Source organism: Paenibacillus sacheonensis (genome assembly GCF_009909195.1).
GTDB classification, from domain to species: Bacteria; Bacillota; Bacilli; order Paenibacillales; family Paenibacillaceae; genus Paenibacillus_Z; species Paenibacillus_Z sacheonensis.
Genome location: NZ_JAAAMU010000025.1, coordinates 35,408 through 54,496, shown reverse-complemented (window position 1 = coordinate 54,496; position 19,089 = coordinate 35,408). Strand labels below are relative to the sequence as shown.

Here is a 19,089-nt window from a genome sequence, read left to right as displayed (position 1 = left end):
CTTGGAACATTAACAGGACATTATTGAACTGCTCAAAATTATAGAATAATGGTAAGTTACATGCACTTGGATATCTTTGGCTGTTGAATTCTCCTGCCCGTTACTTCAATGAACTCATGGTTCACTTCGTTATTTTTTCGTAGACCCGTACCTATTCGCGAATTTTAAACGTTATTAGGTTAAAATCATGATAAGGAGTGAACGACAGTGGAAAAAATCATTGCTAAAATCAGCAACATCTTCATACCGGTAACGGATCTGAAGAGATCTGCGGACTGGTATATCGGGATGTTCGAGATGGAAATGATCGAGTTTGGAGAGCGAAAGGCGGGAATCGCATTTCCAAACAGGGAAACGTTCATTGTCTTATGGAAGGTAGCGAAGCCGCAGCCTGTACATTTCGATACGGGAGAATTAAAGCTGCACTATTACAATTTTACTTCGTACGATATTAACCGGTCCTATCGGGAGCTTGCGGCAAAAGGAGCGACATTGAGCGAAATTCACGAACATGACGGGATTCGGTATTTCGAAACATACGATCCGGACGGTAACGTGGTCAATATAGTCGAAACGTTTGAGGATTCGCCTTACTATGCACATAAGCTGAAATTTCGGATAGAAGCAAAGACGGATTTAGCGAATGAAGGTTGAAAGATCGGACGACGGGTATGATTCGTTTACGGAAATGACGCTTTCGATGCATGCCGACCTTAAGCGCTATTGTATGTCCAAGTCAGGATCGGCGTGGGATACGGACGATTTGTTCCAGGAGACGCTGGTTAAAGCATATCGATGGCATGTCCGATTTCCGGAAAGGGAGATCACAAAGCCGTTCTTATTTCGGATAGCGGCCAACGTTTGGGTTGATTATTGCCGCAGTCATAAACTGCAGCCGCAGCCCGGACATCTGAAGGAAGATCAGTTCGGCTCTTATAATGAATGGAACTACTGGGATGTTCGAGAAGCGCTAGAGCTGTTGTCGGATCGGCTGGAGCCGAAACAGGTCGTGCTCATTTTGCTGATCGACGTGTTCGCCTTCACCGCCAAAGAGGCAGCAAGTCTGTTCAGCCAAACTGAAGGTGCGGTGAAAGCTGCGCTCCACCGGGCGAGGGCAAGGTTGAAGTCGGCCGTAGAGCGGAACCCTGAGTATTGGCATGACGCTGTGCTGACGGCCCCTCGTCACGGGCTTAGAATCGAAGTGTTTGAAGCATTCGTAGACGGCTTCCGCCGTTCAGACCCTTATGCAATCTATCGCTCGTACCAGTCGATGGTTAGCGACGGCGCTGCGGTAGGGAGAATTGAGCTGCGCGGCAATATGATTTATTTTACGATCATTGATCCAGACGGAAACGAATTGACAATAACGGGCATGTTGCCTGAAATCAAGAAATGACGAGTCATGAGAAGCCAACCACGGCGTTCCGCGGGGACGAACGCCTTCGATTTTATTGAGCAAACGTCTCCCGTCCCTCGGTTTTAAGGGTTTATCACACATACTCACTCATTCGCAGGATTTCATCTCCTTGGATTCAGAAGAATCTAAAGGAATGTAGACACTCATGCTGGCGGGCTTGGTCTTGGGTATGCGGGAATAGATGAATGCTCAGGAATTATTGCCCAAATGTCTTCTACTGCACGATACTCCACATTAACCTTAGAGGTTCACCCTCCCACAACTCAACGGGTCAATGCCCTTACATTCCTTCGTTATACCTGTCCAAGGTGTGGAGACCGATATCGTTTAGCGGATGGGTCAGAGCCCTTATGGGAAACGAACTCGGTCCTCCTTGCTTTCTTTGTGAATCCCGCGAATGAGTCAATATACGTGATACTTCTTCATTTATGCTGCTTCTGTCCAGGCTAGGACGGTCTTCTCTGGCGTGAACTTTTCTCCGCGTTGAACAATACCGACTAGAATTCGAGCAAGCTTCCCAATTAACTTAAATATGGATTGCTGCTTTTTCATCTTCTTTTCTTGCACATTGTGCTCATGCAGATGGCGGAACACGGGGTTATTCCAAACGAGTTGAACCGTTGCAAGATAGAGATATTTTCGCAAGGCAGAGTCTCCTCGCTTCGATAAAACAATGCGTCCTTTTCGCTTTCCAGATGTACTTTCAGCTAGATTCAAGCCTGCCTTCCGCAATACCTGTCGCCCATGTGCATACTGCCTTAAATCTCCTGTCCCAGCTAAAATGGCCGAGGTGAAGATCTTCCCGAGACCTTTTATGGTGCGAAGCTGTTGCGCCATAGGCATCTCAGAAAGCAGGGCATCAATGTCCTTTTCAATCTGTTCAAGCATGGTGGTAACGAGCTCAAATTCTTCAATAAGCCGTTTTAAATCTGCCTTCGATTCTTCTTCAGTCGTGAAGGATTCAGGCTATTCGAACGTTGGAGGCAAAGGGCTTGGACCCGTTCCGTTAGAAAAACCGACCTCCACCCCTTAGTTAGATGTGACGAAGGAATGAAAGGGCTATGACCCGTCATGGAGCGAGAATCGCTAAGGCGAAGTGGAGACGTGCGTAAACTGCTGCCTATCGTGAGGTCGGCAGCACTTAAGTCACCATCCAACTATTGTCTTATGTTAACGTAACAGTGCGTTGATTTATTTATTAACAAAAGGCACATCGTCTTCATTACGGTTTACGACAAAAGGCGCTCAGCTTCCTCTAGTTCTGAAGCCGTTAAATTACTCTCTTGTTGTCGGGTTAGCACCTCTTCGAAGGTTGAAGCACTCCAATAACCTTATATCAGTCAAGGTCAGCTCATAAGTTGAAATTCACGTCCTATAGAAACAATCCTTTATCTCAGAATAACTCCTTGCTGCATGTCATTAAGCCTCGTTTCATCTTCGCCCTAACTACTTAAAATATTTATTTATGACCTGTCACAAACAGCCTTTCAATTCAGTTATAGATGTAAGCTGGCCAGCTATAATGGTAAATCGAGGAGTGATTACGAGTTTATGAAAAGAAGGTTCCTAAGCCTACTCACAATCGCCGCAATGACACTAACCTATTCCAGCGTAGTTAATGCAGACAATACCGACAGTTCTGAAAAAGTCATTGTACAACCAGCTAAATCTGTGGATGTTGCTGAGTCTACAACCATCTATAAACCTTCCGTAGCGAATCAGGCTACCAAAGTCACCACAATTGACGTTAGTGGAATAGATAAAGAATCAGGAGAAATTACTGATGAATCACAGTTTAAGAAGTCTTTATTAAAATTTTTCAATACAAACCCTCAGAAATATGCTAAAAGTATCGAGGATATCGATGCTATTGTCGGTAACATTAAAAATAAAAATTTAAATCAGAACGCTAACAGCGGGAGTGTTGCACAAGCCTCTACGCTTGACGGTGAAGTCACTCCGTACACAATTGTATTCGAAGGCTGGTCAACTGAACCTCATATTACACTGTCCCAAGATAGAGTTACATACTCGACATCTTGGGTCACAGAAGATAATTACAGATCTAGTGTGCCGATTACAGTGACTTATACAAAAACCTTATCTACTAATGCAACGCTTGGGTTCTCGGGATCGGGTCTCATTAAGAGCAAGTTAGGATTCACAGCATCTTTCGGTGTAACTCAAACTTCTACCATTGCTCAAGGTGCAACAGTTCCTGGTTGGACAGCATGGGGTTACAGACCATATATCAAATATCACCTTGATGAGTGGGAAGGTATTTATTATTACATCGATTCGACGGGTGGAATCGTTCAAACAATCGAAGGTCCGGTAACTGGATCAAACAAAACACTAATCACTAAGTCCAATGAGTACTGGTCGCGTACTAATACTACACAAAGCTTAACGGCAACTACTCCTACTCCCCCTACAGGTGTTCCTAATGTATAATAGACATTAGATATATTGAAGGGAGAGATTGGATGAGTAACCAAAAAAACATCTTATTTGTCGTATATGGGCTGATTGTATTAATAATTGGTGTTCTACTTGTTCCCGTAAAGAAAGTTTGGGGGCCGGCAAAAGATTTAAACATTCAAGAAGTATCGTACTCCCCACTTTGGAAGCTAGTTGATAAACGTCAAGATATTAATGGTTATCATCCTATTTATGAATTGCAAATTGGACGGTTACTCTATTCAATATTCATTGTGACGTTATTATTCGCAATTATCTACTTCGCATTTATTCATAAACGCAATAGGTGACTTCAAAAAGAGATGATGTGTATTAGCATCATCTCTTTTTGGGGTTTATATATCAATAATGTACCTTGTATAATTTCTGAGTGCCCATTTCTCGTTATAACAGCTTCGCACCTCACTACCAATGTTGCTGGACTTGCTGAAATTATTGGAGGTTGTCTGGTTTGGCTGATGGGAATCGAAACCACTCTAGTACGGCATTGTCGACAGTATTATTCTCATTACGTATGTAATCATTCCACGCTTCAAAACTTCCCTTCTTATGGGCGTGTTTATGCGGCTTACGGTGGCGTATTTGTGGTTCTCACCGTTCTATGGGGGTGGCTAGTTGATAAGATGACTTTTGAAAATGTATATGTGGGTAGGCGCCTTGATTTTCATTATAGGTGTTTCTGTAATGCTTTAGCTCGCCCGACCTGCACGGACAATTTCAATGTGTTGTCTTTGAGGCTGTCGAACAGTCAACTAATTATCTATGCGTTTGCATTGTTTTCTTCCGTTTTACCGGGTATATTTTCCTTTCACACCAGTTCAAGACCCTTTAACTAGAGGATATATTCGAATCGCGCAGGTTACGGAACAGGTAAAAGCCGCCGGTACAGGTTTTTATACCGCAGGCTCCATTCCGGGAACGATCTCTACCGGAGAACGAGGTAATGCCAATGTGAACTCTGCCGGCTGGACGCTTGCGGTTATTTATGCAAATCCTACGCTTCCAAGGCGGAACTTAACTTTATTTGTAAATGACAGCGTCGTTTCATTATCCAACCCTACCAACACCATCCTTGAAGGATTTCTAACCCAAGTACAGGTGCGGTAAGCGGTAGAATTCTTATAAGCGCGATAGACGGGGATTCCGGGCAAAGTGGTGATCAAGTTTTCTTCGGGCCGAACGCCTCAACGCTAACCGCCTTATCGGGACCGAACAACTTTGCGGGCAATTTCTTCGCCAGTCAAATCAACAATGATTTCGGACTTCTGGACACTTCGGGCACGTTTGGTAACCGAAATGCCGTTAACGGAGATCCGGGTAGACAAATCGTAGGCGGTAGACAAGGTTGGGACATCACGAATGTGAGTCTGGACGGTCTACTGACAAATAATCAAAGCAGCGCCTTTGTATCACTCAGGACGTTTGATGAATCCTACGCGTTACCTTTATTCGGGTTGCAAATTGATACGATTTTGGATATTGATATAGTTAAGACAGTCAACCGTAACGAAGCTGCACCTGGCGAACAAGTTGTGTACACGTTCCGAGTAGTAAATTCGGGTACTGTTCCGCTTCACAACCTAATTATCGAAGATTTGCTTATTGGTCTTCGCGAAACTGTTCAAATTCTTGATTCATTGCAAGAAGTCGTATTTACACTGCCTTTCACAGTTCCGCTCGACGCCCTCGGCGGCTCCGTTATTCCGAATCGAGTCGACGTTCGAACCGATGAGATTTCGGCCTTCGCAACAGCTGAGATTACGGTTAGTTCTGTACCGGGTATCGCCATTAACAAAACCGCGGACAGGACAGTTGCAAGCATTGGGGAGTCCATTCTCTATACCATTTCAGTTCGTAATACGGGCAATATTACGCTTACGAATGTCATACTCATAGACTCGCTCAGCGTACTCAGCATTCCTCCTTTCACTCTTGCGGTCGGAGAAGAACGTTCGTTCACGTTCTCGACATTGGCACAGGGAAGTATTATCAAGAACGGCCTGATAAGGAATATAGCAGCCGTAACGAGCAACGAGACGCCGGAAGCCCAAGATCAATTTACGGTCAGGATTATTCCGTCAGCCGTCGGTCTTAGCTTGCAGAAATCAGTCTTCCCTGTTGCCGCTAGACCAAGAGAAACGGTTCTGTATACATTGCTGCTGACGAATACTGGCGATGTTCCTGTGACCGGAATACGATTAAGCGATACGGCACTCGCACTCGATGCAGTGGTAGGAGATTTAAATCCCGGTGAATCATTAACACTCAACATCCCATTCATGGTTGATGAAGACGCAGTACCCGGTACCCAAATTCCGAATATCGCCGTTGCGGAAGGGACGGCTTCCGGAGGCGCAGTCACCGCTTCTGATTCGGCCTTGCTTAGCATTATCCCCGCTCCCGCGCTAGCGATTGACAAGCGAGTGGATCAGTCGGAGATAAGCCCGGGCCAGAGTGTCACTTATACGATTAGCGTAGTTAATCTCGGCGATGTGCGCTTGACCAATGTCGAGGTTACCGATCGGTTATTGTCACTCCATGACATAATACCGGTGCTTGAAGTCGGAGAAATCAGGCGTTTTAACGTCACGGTAAACGTACCGGCAACAGCCCCTGCTGGCCTGGTGGTGTCCAATATCGTCACAGCCACTTCCGACCAAACGGCAACAACAGAAGATACTGCGTTCTTTACGGTTGTCTCTGATCTTCCGCCATCCCCTCGGCTCAGGTTACACTTGATTTGGAAAAAACGGTCGATAAACCGTCGGCGAAACCGGGAGATCAGGTACTGTATCGAATTGTTATTATTAATGATTCAGATGTAGATGTCACCAACGTGAGATTTATAGATACCATCATACGAATTCGAGAGATAGTCACACTGCTGCCGGCAAGGGCTCGCATTGAATTCGTTTTTCCGTTCATCATTCCAACCAACGCTGGAGCTGGAAGCGAGATTGTAAATACGCTGCTCATCTTCTCGGATCAAACGCCTCCGCAACGAGTTACGGCAACCGTTAAAGTGCTTCCTGTACCTGGGCTTGCCGTCAAAAAAAACGTTTCGCCTTCTGTAGCCACACCAGGAGAAACAGTTACTTTCTTCATTGAAGTCGCCAATACCGGTAACGTTCCGTTGTCGCCAGTCACTATCGATGATCCAATTTTGGGTCGTTTCAATATCGTTCAACTCCGAAGTGGAGGACTGGCCACCGGCGTATCTGGATCACTCTCCATTCCGTTCAAGATCCCGGAGGCAGCAAATGAAGGTATCATTCGGAATGAGACCATCGTTACCTCTGATCAAACAGGACCGATATCGGCCTTTGCAGATCTGACTGTTTTGCCGGACGAAGAAGAATAATCTTGAAACTGCCTGATTTTGTTCTGCCTGTAAACTGGTAAAGAGAAACTTGCGTTTACCAAAACGACGAGTTTCTCTCTTTTTAATTACTCGAGAAACTAAGGTGTTTTCGAACTAACTCTCTATAATTCGCGTCCTTTCAATGCATTTGCCGTGTCTCAGCGAGACCGATTCGCATCAGGTGCGCTGTTATTATATCTCCTAAATGGAATACGGCAACCTATACTACTGGCATATGTATACGTGGGATCTCAAGACTGCATGGGTACCGAATTGCGTTAAACAAGAGGGCACAGACCCGCAACTCTAAAAGCCTCCGAGACTACGTAGAACAGCGTGCAAAAAGAAAAAAGGAGCGATACTCGCCCCTTCGCAGAAGTCCATAGCACCTCAAGTCCTCATGGACGTCTCCCTTGCGAGAATGATTACGCCCCCCTAATACTTCATTCCGAATTCCTCCATAACCTTATACGAAGCAAGATTTCGAGTCATGGCTGCAGCATATACACGATTCAACTCAGGTTCATCAAATTCAAACTCAACCACCTTTGCGGCTGCAATTACGGGATAAGACCGTCCATATATCAACTAAGATGCTGGAGATAAGGCGTCAGGTCGACGCCGAGCTCGACCGACAACCGCATGCCGAGATCGGAATCGGCGCGGTAGAAGTTGCAGATCGCCCGCAGTTGGGTCGATGCCTCGACCTGGGCCAGATCGGTGGATAGGTTGCCCACAAGGATATCCTGTTGAATAGGTGAATAGCGACGATAAACTTGGCCAGCCTGACCGAAATCGTTCGTTTTTAAAATACGCTGGCGTCCGGTCGAAGCTCCTGCTTCCAACGGTACAGGAAGCTCAATATAAACGGGATCCTGCTGCGGGGATTCCGTATGCCGACTGGGCTCGTAATTGACGGAGCCGCTAAAGTTAGCATGCTGCATAGCGCCGTCGCGTTGATTGTTGCTTACCTTCGCGAACGGGCAGTTGATGGGAAGTTGTAAATAATTCGCTCCAATTCGGTATCGCTGCGTATCGGAGTAGGAGAACAGTCGGCCCTGCAGCAGCTTATCTTCGGATGGTTCTATGCCTGGGACGACGACACCCGGATTAAAGCCGACCTGCTCGGTCTCGGAAAATACATGATCGGGATTGCGGTTTAGCTGCATCGTACCTATATGCACGTAAGGGATATCCTCTTCAAACCAATCTTTCGTCGGGTCCAACGGATAGTAATCAAAGGCATCCAGATCGGCCGGGTCGAGAATCTGCACGTACAGATCCCATTCCGGAAAGTCCCCGCGGTCAATTGCTTCGAACAGATCACGCGAGGCATGATTGAAATCTTTACCTTGAATCTCGGCAGCCTGCCCGGCGCTCAAGTTGCGCACGCCCTGCTTCGGCACCCAACGAAGCTTTGTATAGACGCGATTGCCGTGCTCGTTTATCCACTTGAAGGCATGTACGCCGGATCCGCGCATCTCGCGATAATTGGCCGGAATGCCCTCGTCGGAGAACACATGCACCATCATATTCGTTGACTCCGGCGTCAGAGACATAAAATCCCAGTAGCGATCAGCAGATTGGATATTCGTTCTAGGATCCGGCTTCAGGGAATGGACCATATCAGGAAATTTCATTGCATCGCGAATGAAGAAAACCGGCAGATTATTACCGACGAAGTCGTAATTGCCCTCGGTAGTGTAGAACTTCACAGAAAACCCGCGCGGATCGCGAAGCGTCTCAGGCGAATGCTGTCCGTGAATAACGGTGGAGAAACGGACGAATACCGGTGTCTCGATTCCCTCATCTTGAAGGAATTTCGCTTTCGTCCAGCGCTTCATGCTGGCCGCTGTTCGAAACACTCCGTGAGCTCCTGCGCCGCGGGCATGGACAACGCGCTCAGGGATGCGTTCCCGATCGAAGTGAGCCAACTTCTCAAGCAGCTGGTAATCATCGAGCAGCGTCGGACCGTTCTGTCCGGCAGTTCTCGAATTTTGATTGTCTCCAATCGGGACGCCCTGATTCGTGGTGAGTCTGTTCATCGGAAAGCTCCTTTTCTATCGTAAGGATCGTTGCATAGTGCACGAAAGGATGAAAAAGACGCCGGGCAGCTCAAGAGACATGCTCTCAGCTGGCTGTCCCGGCTTTCGTCCAAAGATCAGTTGTTCAGGAAGTTAATCAAAGCCTCATTGAATTGTTCGGGGTGAGTGGCATTCAAGCCATGCGGTCCACCTTCGATGACCACAAGCACACTGCCTTTAACCGCTTCGTGCGAGAGCTGACCGCTTACTTCTAGCGGAACAATCGCATCGGAATCGCCATGAATGACAAGCAATGGAATATCGAATTTAGCCAGATCGCCGCGGAAGTCGGTTCGACCGAAGGCAGCGACGCAATCCAACGTTCCTTTTGGGGAAGCGAAAGACGCGATATGAAAGTTATAGGCACGGAAGGACTCGCTCACCAAGTCGCTTCTTTCCCCTGCTTGAAAGAAGTTATGCGTAAAATCGTCAAGGAATTGAATCCGGTCTTTTTTCAAGCCATCTTGGAAACTTTGAATACCCGCTTCATCTAAACCGCCTTCCGAGTGCTCCGCGGATTTGTAAAAGAAGGGCGTAACCGCACCGGCTAATACGGCTTTTCGGACGCGGCTTGTTCCATACGTACCAACATAACGGGCAACTTCTCCTCCGCCCATCGAAAAACCGACCAGCGTTACATTGTTCAGGTTTAAATGTTCGATCAACTTATCAAGATCCGCAGCAAACGTATCGTAATCGTAACCGTTATACGGTTGAGAGGATTGTCCAAACCCGCGACGGTCATAGGTAATGACACGGTATCCCGCTTCAATGAGCGCCGGAACTTGATTCTCCCAGGAGCGACCACTGAGCGGCCAACCATGAATTAGAATGACGGGCTTCCCTGAACCAAGATCCTCAAAATGCAGTTCAACCGGTTGTCCGTTTTCAGTTCCTACAATTACTTTAGGCATGTTCATACTTCCTTTCGAATGGTTCTAAATGGTCTTAACAGGTTTGGTGTATTTGCAATGCATCGCTGCTTCATCATATCGTTTTATATTCCGGTTGTATTTTATGAATTTTCTATATCAACGATAATAAATAACTATATGTACGAGTCCCCTCGCTACGCCGCTTTTAGCTGCCGTAACAAAAAAGACCATCAAATTCGAACAATACCCGAGTGGAGGTAAACGTCCGAATCCGATGGCCTTTCTTTTTTAGAGATGCTTGCCCGCCTCACAAACTAGCTAAGACGATCCTGCGCCATTGCGATTATCCTAGGAATGATTTCAGCATCCAAATATGCTTTTCGAGCGAGCTGTGGATGGCCAAGAGCATGTCCCCTGTAGTCTCATCTCCCTCAACGTCCGCAATACGCATTCCTTCCTTAAGTTCAACCACCATACGGCCAAAATCATCCGTAATGGTGCGTACCATCGCTTCTGCCGTTTCATGACCAATGGCATCTTTGACCGTCGAAATTTCCAGCACTTCATGCAAAGTCGCAACCGGGCTCCCATCCAATGCAAGCAGCCGCTCCGCCAAATTATCCACATGAAGAGCTGCTTCCGTGTACAGTTCCTCGAACTTCGCATGCAACGTAAAAAACTGCGGTCCTTTTACATACCAATGATAGTTATGTAATTTCGTAAACAAAAGATTCCAGTTCGCAATTTGAGTATTCAACAATGCAGGCAATTGACTAGACACAGAATAATCCCCTTCCAAAATGTAAGTGATTTTGCAGGGATCACTATATCACACCCATTTATTGCTTGCATATCCCCAATTTAGTAAAGATTTTATCCGGCAATCCTATAACTTTACGCTATACGAGCTATAGTTAATTCCATATTGATGGCAATATGAACAGCTTATAAAATGGGCTTTATTACTTGCAAAGGAGAATTTACATGGGGATTAGATTTTTAAAAATGGCCGTCGTTTATATCGTCGCTGGCATCTGCATCGGCATCTACATGGGCATTTCTCTTAACTTCGCGTTAACGAGCGTGCATACGCATGCCAACCTTCTTGGCTGGGCGACTTTGGCGATTTGCGGGCTGATTTACCTGCGATTTCCAAAAGCCGCGGAGTCTCCGCTGGCCAAATGGCATTTTTGGCTGCATGCGATTGGACTTCCTCTCATGCTTATCATGCTTACGATGATGGCGAACGATTATACTTACGAATGGGTCACGATACTGAAACGCGTGGGCGAAACCCTTGCCGGCACAGGCGTTTTTATTTTCGGTATCAATGTTTTCAAGAACATCAACGAAGAGGAATTCGTCGTTCCCGTACGAAACGGCGACTCGAAGGAGGTTAGACATTGAACCGCCCCGCATTAGAGAGTAGTCTTAATCCATTCGTTACGTTGATCTTGTTCTGGTGTTCATTGATTGTCGTTTCGGCTGTCTACGTTACCCTGCCTCTAATCTCATTATTCGCGGAAGTTTTCCATGTTTCTTCCTCCCAAGCCACTTGGGCCGGCAGTGCATTCTCGTTTGCATTTGCAGGTGGAGGCTTGCTCTTCGGTGCACTTTCCGATCGCTTTGGACGGAAAAAAATGATGATGACCGGGCTGTTGCTTCTGACCCTGACAACGTTGTTGATCGGGACGGTTCATGCCTTTTCTTGGCTTATCGCTTTACGCTGCCTTCAAGGCTTGGCAGCTTCTATGTTTCCGCCTTCCGTGCTAGCCTATGCCATGGAGATGTTTCCAACAAATAGAAGAGTAACGATGATTGGTTTTATAAGTACCGCTTTTCTTATGGCCAGTATCGTCGGACAAATTTATAGCAGTTTTATCGTATTGACGTTTGACTGGTCCTATGTGTTCTATATTCTGTTCGGTGCCTATTTATTATCTTCTCTGATGATCGCCTTCGGGATTCCAAGCGACAAAACCGATCGGCCGCAAGGCAGCATCTTTGCCCCGCTTGCGCGAATAGGCATGCTCTTTCAAAAAAAGAGACTCCCGCTTTGCTATATCATTTCCGCTATCCTTTTTACCGCGCTCGTTGGCTATTTCACGACACTTGGCAGTTACTTAACGAGCTCGCTATTTAATTTGAGTCATGAGGATATTCTTTGGGTTCGAGCAGCGGGTATCATAGGAATGCTCATTTCTCCGTTTGACGGAAAACTAGTCGCGAAATACGGGGTCAAAAGCGTGTTGTGGAGCGGATTGATTCTAGCTGCCATCGGCTTGGGATTATTGGGCGTTTGGGAAAACTTAGCCTTTCTAATCATTATGAGCGTCATATTCACAACGGGTGTCGCCATTGCCCTCCCCGCTCTCATTTCATTGATCGGCCAGCTTGCGGGAGAGGTTAGAGCGATTGCAGTTTCTTTCCACATGTTCATGTTATTTATAGGCGCTTCTCTTGGCCCGATGCTTTCGATCTATCTCGTCGATATCGGAGGCCATCTGTTTACATTCGAAATCCTGGTTGGATTACTCTGTATAAGCGCCATTGTTCCTTTGTTTATTCCTCTTCGGGAATCCTCCGGCACGAAGGGTCAGGAACCGGCCCATTCGGTATAATCGATTGCCATAAATCCTTAAATGGAGCGTCCTTGCCTACTATGGCGAGCGCTCTATTTTTGCTATATGGACTATAGCCGGCAGGACTGAACTTGAGTTATGGAAAGGTTGGAACCCGCGAATGCCCTTTCCATTTGCAGTCTAATTAAGGTTACAGAGGCAAAGAAGTCCAGGCTGGAAGGCTATTGTCGACACCAAAAAAACATGCAGCGGTAACGCTCGAGATGCTACCACCGCATGTTTTATGCCATTAGTTACGCCTGTTACGCCTAACGCTCTCTTGTAAGAAAGGCAGCTACTTCTGCTAGACGCGAAGCATAACCCCATTCATTATCGTACCAGGCTGCAACGGAAAGGAGCTCTCCCTGCACCTGTGTCAGTGGAAGGTCGATAATTGAAGAATGCGGATCCGCGACAATACGCGACGAAGCCCACTCCCCTTCTAATACGTCTAGAACCCCTTTAAGCTCTCCTTCATGAGCCGCTTTGCGAAACATATCGTTTATATCCTGAACCGTGCAAGCTTTCTCCGTAATCAGATTCAGCTCCGCGATACTGCCGGTGCGAGTTGGGATTCGATACGCCTTACCAGTGATTTGAAGATCTGGCCATATAAATTTGAGTGCTTTGGCCGCTCCGGAAGAGGAAGGAATAATGTTCTCTGCCGCTGCCCATGAATCCCTGCGGTCTTTCATCGGCTGATCCGTCAACGATTGCGTATTCATATACGAATGGACGGTAGAGAACAGCCCGTATTTGATCCCGTAATTCTCTTGGACCAATTTGACAACAGCAGCCAATGCATTGGTCGTACAACTGGCCATGCTGATAATTTTATGCTTTTTCGAATCGAAGCTGGTCAGGTTAATCCCTTTCAGGAGAACAGCATCGCAATCTTCCAAGCTCTTGCTTGGTCCGCTCACCAGCACCCGGTTAGCCCCCCGGTCGAGATGAAGCTGCGCAATGGAACGCGTAACCGCACGGCCCGTGCAATCAATGACAAGGTCGACGCCGAGCTCCCCCCAGTTTGGAATTTCCTTCGCGGCATTCAAGTAGCGGATTTGTCGGTCACCGATTGTAATGCATCCCTCGTCCCCTTGAACAGGCTCATGCCAACGCTTATAGTTTGTGTCAACCTCGTACAACGCGGCCAAGGCGGCTTCATCTTTAATTTATCCGAGATTGAATAAGGAACGAATAAACCGTTTTGCAAGGCCGCGCGAAGCAATTGTCTTCCAATTCGACCGAAACCATATATAGCGATTTTCCCCATGGTATCCTCCTGTGTTGTGAAACTTATTAATTACGCTTAAAGTTAGGGATGGATTAATATTTTCCATCATTATCCTTGTAATTGATTTCTTTTTCATGCGTCAGTTTCTCCGGAGTGACATCATTGCCATCCGCGTCTACAACAGACACGCTCAATAGCGTAGATCGTAATTGGCCGCGAATAATCTTTAAATAATCCTGTCTCAACGCTGTCTGCTCTTGCTCTTCCTCCACGGACAAGCCAATGATGTGTTGTTTTCTGCTCAACTCGTTAATTCGAGCTAGGATCGAAATCATAAAGTATCCTCCTATAGATCGGCGTAAAGGATCAGTCGAGACCATCCTGACGCCGCATTGCATGAAACGTATCATTGTACCATGCAGCCGCAGCTTGTACTTCGGCCATCGTCAGCTGGTGACCGGAATGCTCCCAGTGAACCTTTACCCCCGCGCCGCCACCTTCTAAGAGCGAAGACAATTCTTCAGTTTCTAGGGAAGAGCAAATCGGGTCATTCGTACCGGCACCGATAAAGACCGGAATTCCAGTCAAATCCGGCAGTCGTATCCCCCGTAACGGCACCATCGGATGATGAAGAATGGCTCCCATCAAGGAATGATTGAAATGGAACAGTAAACTTGCGGCTATATTCGCTCCGTTGGAGTATCCCACCGCGATGACTTTCCGTCGGTCGAACGAATACATTCCCGCAGCTTCATCGAGGTATTCGTTTAATTCCCTAGATCGGAATTTCAGATCTTCCTCATCGAAGATCCCTTCCGAAATCCTCCGGAAAAACCTTGTCATTCCGTTCTCGCTTACATTCCCTCGCACGCTGAGCACAGAAGCGCCTGCATCAATGAGCGGCGCCAATGGAAGCAGATCCTTTTCCGTCCCTCCCGTACCGTGCAAGAGCAGCAATACCGGCGCATCAGGATCGGAACCTGCTTGGTAAATATGCTTCATTACTTATCGTCCTCCAATACCCGAACCGTGACCGGGAGGAGATTTCCCTCGACAACGTCTCGCTTCGACTCGAGCCATGGCGGAAGTTGAAGCTTTTCTCCCAGGCTTTCAAACGGTTCATCCGTTACAAATCCTGGGGTGTCCGTGGCGACTTCAAACAAGATACCGCCATGTTCTCGGAAGTAGATGGCATGAAAATACTGACGGTCAATGATGGATGTCACTTGAAAACCATGTTGCGCAACATGTTCACGCCAATTTACATGATCTTCATCATTCTGGGCCCGCCATGCAATATGATGAACGGTACCTGCTCCCGCGATTCCCCATGCCATCGGTTCAGCATTGATGTCAATGATGTTTCCAAGATCGCCAGAGGAACGATACCGTACCAGGCCGCCCTCCTCGCCGATCTTTTCCAAACCCAAAACGTTTTTCAGGGTATCTTGGGTTTGATCCGGAGCTATACTGTACAGAATGGCTCCTCCGAAACCTTTGATCGCTTTATCCGCAGGGACACCTCCGAAAGCCCATTTGCTTAATGGTCCGCCCTCTCTCTCTACGATCTCAAGCTGCAACCCGTCCTTATCATTGAACTGCAAGAAGGTTTCATTAAAACGATGCGCGTGCTTGAATTCGACGCCGAGTTTAACCAGCCGCTCTTCCCAAAACGTCAGTGCTCCATTCGGAACGACGAAAGTCGTAAATCCGACTTGGCCTCCTCCGACATTGCCGCGACGCGCTCCTTCGGAAGGAAAGAAGGTCATGGCGGTTCCGGGACTCCCTACCTCGTTTCCGAAATAAAGATGATAAACCTTTTGAGCGTCGAAGTTAATCGTCTTCTTTACGAGGCGAAGCCCTAGTACCCCTGCGTAGAAATCGACATTAATCTGCGGATTACTGACAAACGATGTGATGTGATGAATGCCTGCGGTTTTTTTAGCCATTATTAAACCTCCAAATGATAGTACGTACAGATACATGAAAGGCTGCCTACGAACGGCAGCCTGACGGTTTTAGAATACAAAACAATCCAAGTCGCAGAAACCGCCGCCATGATGGTGATTGCATCCCTGATGGTGATGATGGTGATGATGCTCTTGATGTGAAATAGGCTGGCCATTGCCGCCTCCGTAAATAGGCGATTTGTAATACCCGCCGAAGAAGTTATGCGGGGACCAGTCAGGGCTTGCTTTAGGAGCCGGAGGTGATAAATGCTGGAACTCGCCGGTACCATAGACGATCTTCCCTCCCACGACAGTGAATACCGATTCGATCTTTTTTATGTCCTCCTCCGGGACGTTTAAGAAGTTGTCCGAAAGCAACGACAGGTCAGCGTAGTACCCGGTCTTAATTTGTCCTTTGACATCCTCTTCCTTTGAAAACCATGCATTTCCCGCTGTATACATACGAAGTGCTTCGTGACGCCCAACACGGTTAGAAGCCGGGTACAAAGAAAGGCCGCCAAGTGTTTTCCCTGTCACGAGCCAATACAAGGCTACCCATGGATTGTAACTGGCCACCCGTGTCGCGTCCGTTCCGACTCCTACGCGCAAGCCAGCCGTAAGCATTTTGGTAATCGGAGGTGCATTCTCTGCCGCCTCGGCACCGTAACGGTCTACAAAATATTCCCCTTGGAACGCCATGCGGCTTTGAACGGCTATGGATCCGCCCAATGCTACGACGCGTTCCAAGTCTCGCTCATGAATCGTCTCGGCATGATCCAAAATCCAGCGTAAGTCTTTAAAAGGCACCTCTTTATTGACACGCTCGAATACGTCCAAAAATCGGGATATCGACTCTCCATAAGTAGCATGCAGCCGAAATGGCCAACGCTGTTGAACAAGATGCTGCGTAACGCCATACAGATCATTTTCCAATACTGCCGGCAGCTCCGGTCGAGGTTCGACGAAATCCTCAAAATCTGCCGCGCTGTATACGAGCATTTCACCCGCTCCGTTGTGCCTGTAAAACGGACTTCCCGTGTAAGGAACCGATGAGGCTGTCCATTTTTGAAAATCGGCCAGCTCGTTATTCGGGTGCTGCGTAAACAGATTGTAGGCCGTGCGTACGGTGATTTCACCTCGACGGTCTAATTCCTCGAATACTTGATAGTCGTCGGGGTAATTTTGGAAACCTCCGCCAGCATCAATCACGCTTGTAACGCCGAAACGATTCAACTCGCGCATAAACAAACGCGTGGAATTCAATTGATCTTCATAGCCGAGTTTCGGACCTCGAGCCAGGGTGGCGTACAGGATCGTAGCATTCGGCCTTGCGATCAGCATCCCTGTCGGATTGCCTTTGCTGTCCCGCTGGATCTCGCCGCCTGGAGGATTCGGCGTGTCTTTCGTATAACCGACAACCCTGAGCGCGGCTTTATTCAAGAACGCTTGCCGATATAAATTAAGAATAAACACCGGCGTATCCGGCGCAATGCGGTTAATTTCGTCCAGCGTCGGCATTCTGCGTTCCTTGAATTGAAACTCCGTCCAACCGCCGACAACCCTGACCCAGTGCGGCGCCGGCGTGCGATCGACTTGAGCCTTTAACATCCGTAGCGCATCAGCCACTGACGGAACCCCGTCCCAGCGAAGCTCCAAATTGTAATTCAGCCCGCCGCGAATGAGGTGGATATGAGAGTCGTTCAAGCCCGGAATCAGCATTCGTTTATGACCGTCCACGACGCGGGTCGCCGTCCCCTTATGTTTCAATACCTCTGCTTCTTCGCCGACGGCCAGGAACCGGCCGTCTTTGATCGCTACTGCCGAAGCCGCTGGATTGGCCTCATCCATGGTAATGACGTTCGCATTATAAATGATCAATTCTGCCTCTGTAACGCTCGTATGCTCGGACATCGTATCGTCTCCTTTATGTTCGACCGTATTACTTGCTCGATAACCAAAGCTTGATCCATGGAATTAATCGCTGTCCTAAAAACATGCCCGCTAAACCTAGCAAACCCAAGAATGGCGGCGCCGGAGATGGTATGCGAAGCGTCTGGAACACGATTCCGATTATAATCCCCGTCCCCAATGCCAAAAACATGGATCCCCACATGCTGAAACACCTCCTTGCCGGTGAATGGATAATGCCATTTTATTAAACGGCTCCATATACCATCAATAAGGCGCTATCTATACCTCTTATAATGAACGCTTATACGTATCGGCTGCCGCAATCGCTATAACTTCTTGCTATGGTTCGTATAGAAAAAACGGAATTGATTGAGCTTCTATCTTTTTCTAGTATGAATGACATACAACGGAACAGGCCGTAGCAACTTAGATGCTTTACTGTTGCTGTTGTATCAAAAAAACGAACGAGAGTAGGGACTAGAATATGTTTAAAGAAAATCAGGATTTGCTTACACCGGAAAACTCGGCGATTATTCTTATCGATCATCAGCCTCAGATGTTGTTCGGCACGCAAAGCGCCGATCGCCAAACGATCATTAACAACACGGTGGGCTTGGCGAAGACAGCCAAAGTATTCAATGCCCCGATCATTCTGACGACCGTTGCAGCCGAATCCTTCTCCGGACCGCTTCACCCGCACATTCAAGAGGTATTTCCCGATCAACAACCGATCGATCGTACGTCGATGAACTCGTGGGAGGACGAAAATTTCTTAAAGGCCGTAAAAGAAACAGGCAGAAAAAAACTCATTATGGCCGCTTTATGGACGGAGGTTTGTCTGGCATTCCCGACGATTTCGGCGATTAAAGACGGATACGAAGTCTATATCGTGACGGACGCTTCCGGAGGAACGACGACGGAAGCCCATGACATGGCCGTGCAGCGCATGATCCAAGCCGGCGCTATTCCAGTGACCTGGATCTCCGTCCTGCTCGAATACCAGCGCGACTGGGCCCGTCAAGAAACCTATGATGCGGTGATGAGCGTAGCGCTTCAAAATACCGGCGCTTACGGTTCGGGCATTTTTTATGCGCAATCGATGTTCGGCGGGCATGGCGGATAATAGATAGATAAAAAGCGACATTCACCCCGCATA

At 47.5% G+C, this 19,089-nt stretch carries 20 protein-coding genes; 9 read left to right on the top strand and 11 right to left on the bottom strand.

Going from position 1 to position 19,089, the window contains the following annotated elements; genetic code table 11:
- Positions 1 to 207 precede the first annotated feature (207 nt).
- Positions 208 to 654 (top strand): VOC family protein, encoded by a 447-nt coding sequence (locus GT003_RS28875; RefSeq protein ID WP_161704518.1) that lies wholly within the window; start codon positions 208 to 210, stop codon positions 652 to 654.
- Positions 644 to 1,396: an RNA polymerase sigma factor gene (locus GT003_RS28870; protein WP_161704516.1), complete on the top strand. Its 753-nt coding sequence runs from the start codon at positions 644 to 646 to the stop codon at positions 1,394 to 1,396. Before GT003_RS28875 ends, GT003_RS28870 begins: the two co-directional genes overlap by 11 nt.
- Positions 1,397 to 1,843: 447 nt before the next feature.
- Here the strand turns inward: GT003_RS28870 and GT003_RS28865 are convergent, their stop codons facing one another.
- Positions 1,844 to 2,305, bottom strand: a complete 462-nt coding sequence (locus tag GT003_RS28865; RefSeq protein WP_239566153.1) for a transposase — start codon at positions 2,303 to 2,305, stop codon at positions 1,844 to 1,846.
- A gap of 663 nt (positions 2,306 to 2,968) precedes the next feature.
- Between GT003_RS28865 and GT003_RS28860 the strand changes: the two genes are divergently transcribed.
- The 4 genes from GT003_RS28860 to GT003_RS28845 all read left to right on the top strand — a co-directional run bounded on the left by GT003_RS28860 (position 2,969) and on the right by GT003_RS28845 (position 7,259).
- The gene (locus tag GT003_RS28860) at positions 2,969 to 3,871 is read left to right on the top strand and encodes a hypothetical protein (RefSeq protein ID WP_161704514.1); all 903 of its coding nucleotides are present in this window, start codon (positions 2,969 to 2,971) and stop codon (positions 3,869 to 3,871) included.
- A gap of 329 nt (positions 3,872 to 4,200) precedes the next feature.
- Positions 4,201 to 4,734: a YnfA family protein gene (locus GT003_RS32755; RefSeq protein ID WP_338046037.1), complete on the top strand. Its 534-nt coding sequence runs from the start codon at positions 4,201 to 4,203 to the stop codon at positions 4,732 to 4,734.
- Positions 4,735 to 5,259: 525 nt separating this feature from the next.
- Positions 5,260 to 6,723, top strand: a complete 1,464-nt coding sequence (locus GT003_RS28850) for a DUF7507 domain-containing protein (RefSeq protein ID WP_161704512.1) — start codon at positions 5,260 to 5,262, stop codon at positions 6,721 to 6,723.
- Positions 6,639 to 7,259 (top strand): DUF7507 domain-containing protein, encoded by a 621-nt coding sequence (locus tag GT003_RS28845; protein ID WP_161704598.1) that lies wholly within the window; start codon positions 6,639 to 6,641, stop codon positions 7,257 to 7,259. Before GT003_RS28850 ends, GT003_RS28845 begins: the two co-directional genes overlap by 85 nt.
- 435 nt (positions 7,260 to 7,694) lie before the next feature.
- Here the strand turns inward: GT003_RS28845 and GT003_RS32750 are convergent, their stop codons facing one another.
- From GT003_RS32750 to GT003_RS28825, 4 genes are all read right to left on the bottom strand, one after another.
- On the bottom strand, positions 7,695 to 7,805 hold the full coding sequence (locus tag GT003_RS32750) for a GNAT family protein (RefSeq protein WP_338046036.1): 111 nt from the start codon (positions 7,803 to 7,805) through the stop codon (positions 7,695 to 7,697).
- Between the two features lie 38 nt (positions 7,806 to 7,843).
- Entirely contained in the window at positions 7,844 to 9,304 is a 1,461-nt protein-coding gene (locus GT003_RS28835) for a catalase (protein ID WP_161704510.1), read from the bottom strand.
- A gap of 116 nt (positions 9,305 to 9,420) precedes the next feature.
- Positions 9,421 to 10,257, bottom strand: a complete 837-nt coding sequence (locus GT003_RS28830; RefSeq protein ID WP_161704508.1) for an alpha/beta fold hydrolase — start codon at positions 10,255 to 10,257, stop codon at positions 9,421 to 9,423.
- A 304-nt stretch (positions 10,258 to 10,561) separates the two neighbouring features.
- Entirely contained in the window at positions 10,562 to 10,999 is a 438-nt protein-coding gene (locus GT003_RS28825; RefSeq protein WP_161704506.1) for a ferritin-like domain-containing protein, read from the bottom strand.
- 203 nt (positions 11,000 to 11,202) lie between these two features.
- Between GT003_RS28825 and GT003_RS28820 the strand changes: the two genes are divergently transcribed.
- Both GT003_RS28820 and GT003_RS28815 read left to right on the top strand, forming a co-directional pair.
- Complete coding sequence (locus GT003_RS28820; RefSeq protein ID WP_161704503.1) at positions 11,203 to 11,625, top strand: hypothetical protein; 423 nt, start codon at positions 11,203 to 11,205, stop codon at positions 11,623 to 11,625.
- The gene (locus GT003_RS28815; RefSeq protein ID WP_161704501.1) at positions 11,622 to 12,839 is read left to right on the top strand and encodes an MFS transporter; all 1,218 of its coding nucleotides are present in this window, start codon (positions 11,622 to 11,624) and stop codon (positions 12,837 to 12,839) included. Before GT003_RS28820 ends, GT003_RS28815 begins: the two co-directional genes overlap by 4 nt.
- A gap of 269 nt (positions 12,840 to 13,108) precedes the next feature.
- Here GT003_RS28815 and GT003_RS28810 read toward each other — a convergent pair whose 3' ends face one another.
- The 6 genes from GT003_RS28810 to GT003_RS28785 form a co-directional block, all read right to left on the bottom strand.
- Positions 13,109 to 13,993, bottom strand: coding sequence for a type I glyceraldehyde-3-phosphate dehydrogenase (locus GT003_RS28810; RefSeq protein WP_239566150.1), 885 nt, complete (start codon positions 13,991 to 13,993; stop codon positions 13,109 to 13,111).
- 172 nt (positions 13,994 to 14,165) lie between these two features.
- Positions 14,166 to 14,408 carry a DUF896 domain-containing protein gene (locus GT003_RS28805; RefSeq protein ID WP_161704499.1) on the bottom strand — a complete coding sequence of 81 codons (243 nt, stop codon included), beginning with the start codon at positions 14,406 to 14,408 and terminating at the stop codon, positions 14,166 to 14,168.
- A gap of 31 nt (positions 14,409 to 14,439) precedes the next feature.
- Positions 14,440 to 15,075 carry an alpha/beta hydrolase gene (locus tag GT003_RS28800; RefSeq protein WP_161704497.1) on the bottom strand — a complete coding sequence of 212 codons (636 nt, stop codon included), beginning with the start codon at positions 15,073 to 15,075 and terminating at the stop codon, positions 14,440 to 14,442.
- A complete protein-coding gene (locus GT003_RS28795) occupies positions 15,075 to 16,022 on the bottom strand; it encodes a ring-cleaving dioxygenase (RefSeq protein ID WP_161704495.1) in 948 nt (315 codons plus the stop codon). The genes GT003_RS28800 and GT003_RS28795 overlap by 1 nt, the downstream gene beginning before the upstream one ends.
- A gap of 69 nt (positions 16,023 to 16,091) precedes the next feature.
- Positions 16,092 to 17,933 (bottom strand): amidohydrolase, encoded by a 1,842-nt coding sequence (locus GT003_RS28790; protein WP_161704493.1) that lies wholly within the window; start codon positions 17,931 to 17,933, stop codon positions 16,092 to 16,094.
- Between the two features lie 28 nt (positions 17,934 to 17,961).
- Positions 17,962 to 18,123 carry a XapX domain-containing protein gene (locus GT003_RS28785; RefSeq protein WP_239566158.1) on the bottom strand — a complete coding sequence of 54 codons (162 nt, stop codon included), beginning with the start codon at positions 18,121 to 18,123 and terminating at the stop codon, positions 17,962 to 17,964.
- 294 nt (positions 18,124 to 18,417) lie between these two features.
- On the opposite strand from GT003_RS28785, the gene GT003_RS28780 reads away from it, so the two are divergent.
- The gene (locus GT003_RS28780; protein WP_161704489.1) at positions 18,418 to 19,056 is read left to right on the top strand and encodes a hydrolase; all 639 of its coding nucleotides are present in this window, start codon (positions 18,418 to 18,420) and stop codon (positions 19,054 to 19,056) included.
- The last annotated feature ends 33 nt before the right edge of the window (positions 19,057 to 19,089 follow it).

Coding starts and splice junctions, on each gene's coding strand:
- GT003_RS28780 (WP_161704489.1), top strand. CDS start 18,418: ATGTTTAAAGAAAATCAGGATTTGCTTACACCGGAAAACTCGGCGATT.
- GT003_RS28835 (WP_161704510.1), bottom strand. CDS start 9,304: ATGAACAGACTCACCACGAATCAGGGCGTCCCGATTGGAGACAATCAA.
- GT003_RS28800 (WP_161704497.1), bottom strand. CDS start 15,075: ATGAAGCATATTTACCAAGCAGGTTCCGATCCTGATGCGCCGGTATTG.
- GT003_RS28805 (WP_161704499.1), bottom strand. CDS start 14,408: ATGATTTCGATCCTAGCTCGAATTAACGAGTTGAGCAGAAAACAACAC.
- GT003_RS28790 (WP_161704493.1), bottom strand. CDS start 17,933: ATGTCCGAGCATACGAGCGTTACAGAGGCAGAATTGATCATTTATAAT.
- GT003_RS28830 (WP_161704508.1), bottom strand. CDS start 10,257: ATGCCTAAAGTAATTGTAGGAACTGAAAACGGACAACCGGTTGAACTG.
- GT003_RS28870 (WP_161704516.1), top strand. CDS start 644: ATGAAGGTTGAAAGATCGGACGACGGGTATGATTCGTTTACGGAAATG.
- GT003_RS28865 (WP_239566153.1), bottom strand. CDS start 2,305: ATGCTTGAACAGATTGAAAAGGACATTGATGCCCTGCTTTCTGAGATG.
- GT003_RS28860 (WP_161704514.1), top strand. CDS start 2,969: ATGAAAAGAAGGTTCCTAAGCCTACTCACAATCGCCGCAATGACACTA.
- GT003_RS28820 (WP_161704503.1), top strand. CDS start 11,203: ATGGGGATTAGATTTTTAAAAATGGCCGTCGTTTATATCGTCGCTGGC.
- GT003_RS28795 (WP_161704495.1), bottom strand. CDS start 16,022: ATGGCTAAAAAAACCGCAGGCATTCATCACATCACATCGTTTGTCAGT.
- GT003_RS32755 (WP_338046037.1), top strand. CDS start 4,201: ATGATGTGTATTAGCATCATCTCTTTTTGGGGTTTATATATCAATAAT.
- GT003_RS28785 (WP_239566158.1), bottom strand. CDS start 18,123: ATGTTTTTGGCATTGGGGACGGGGATTATAATCGGAATCGTGTTCCAG.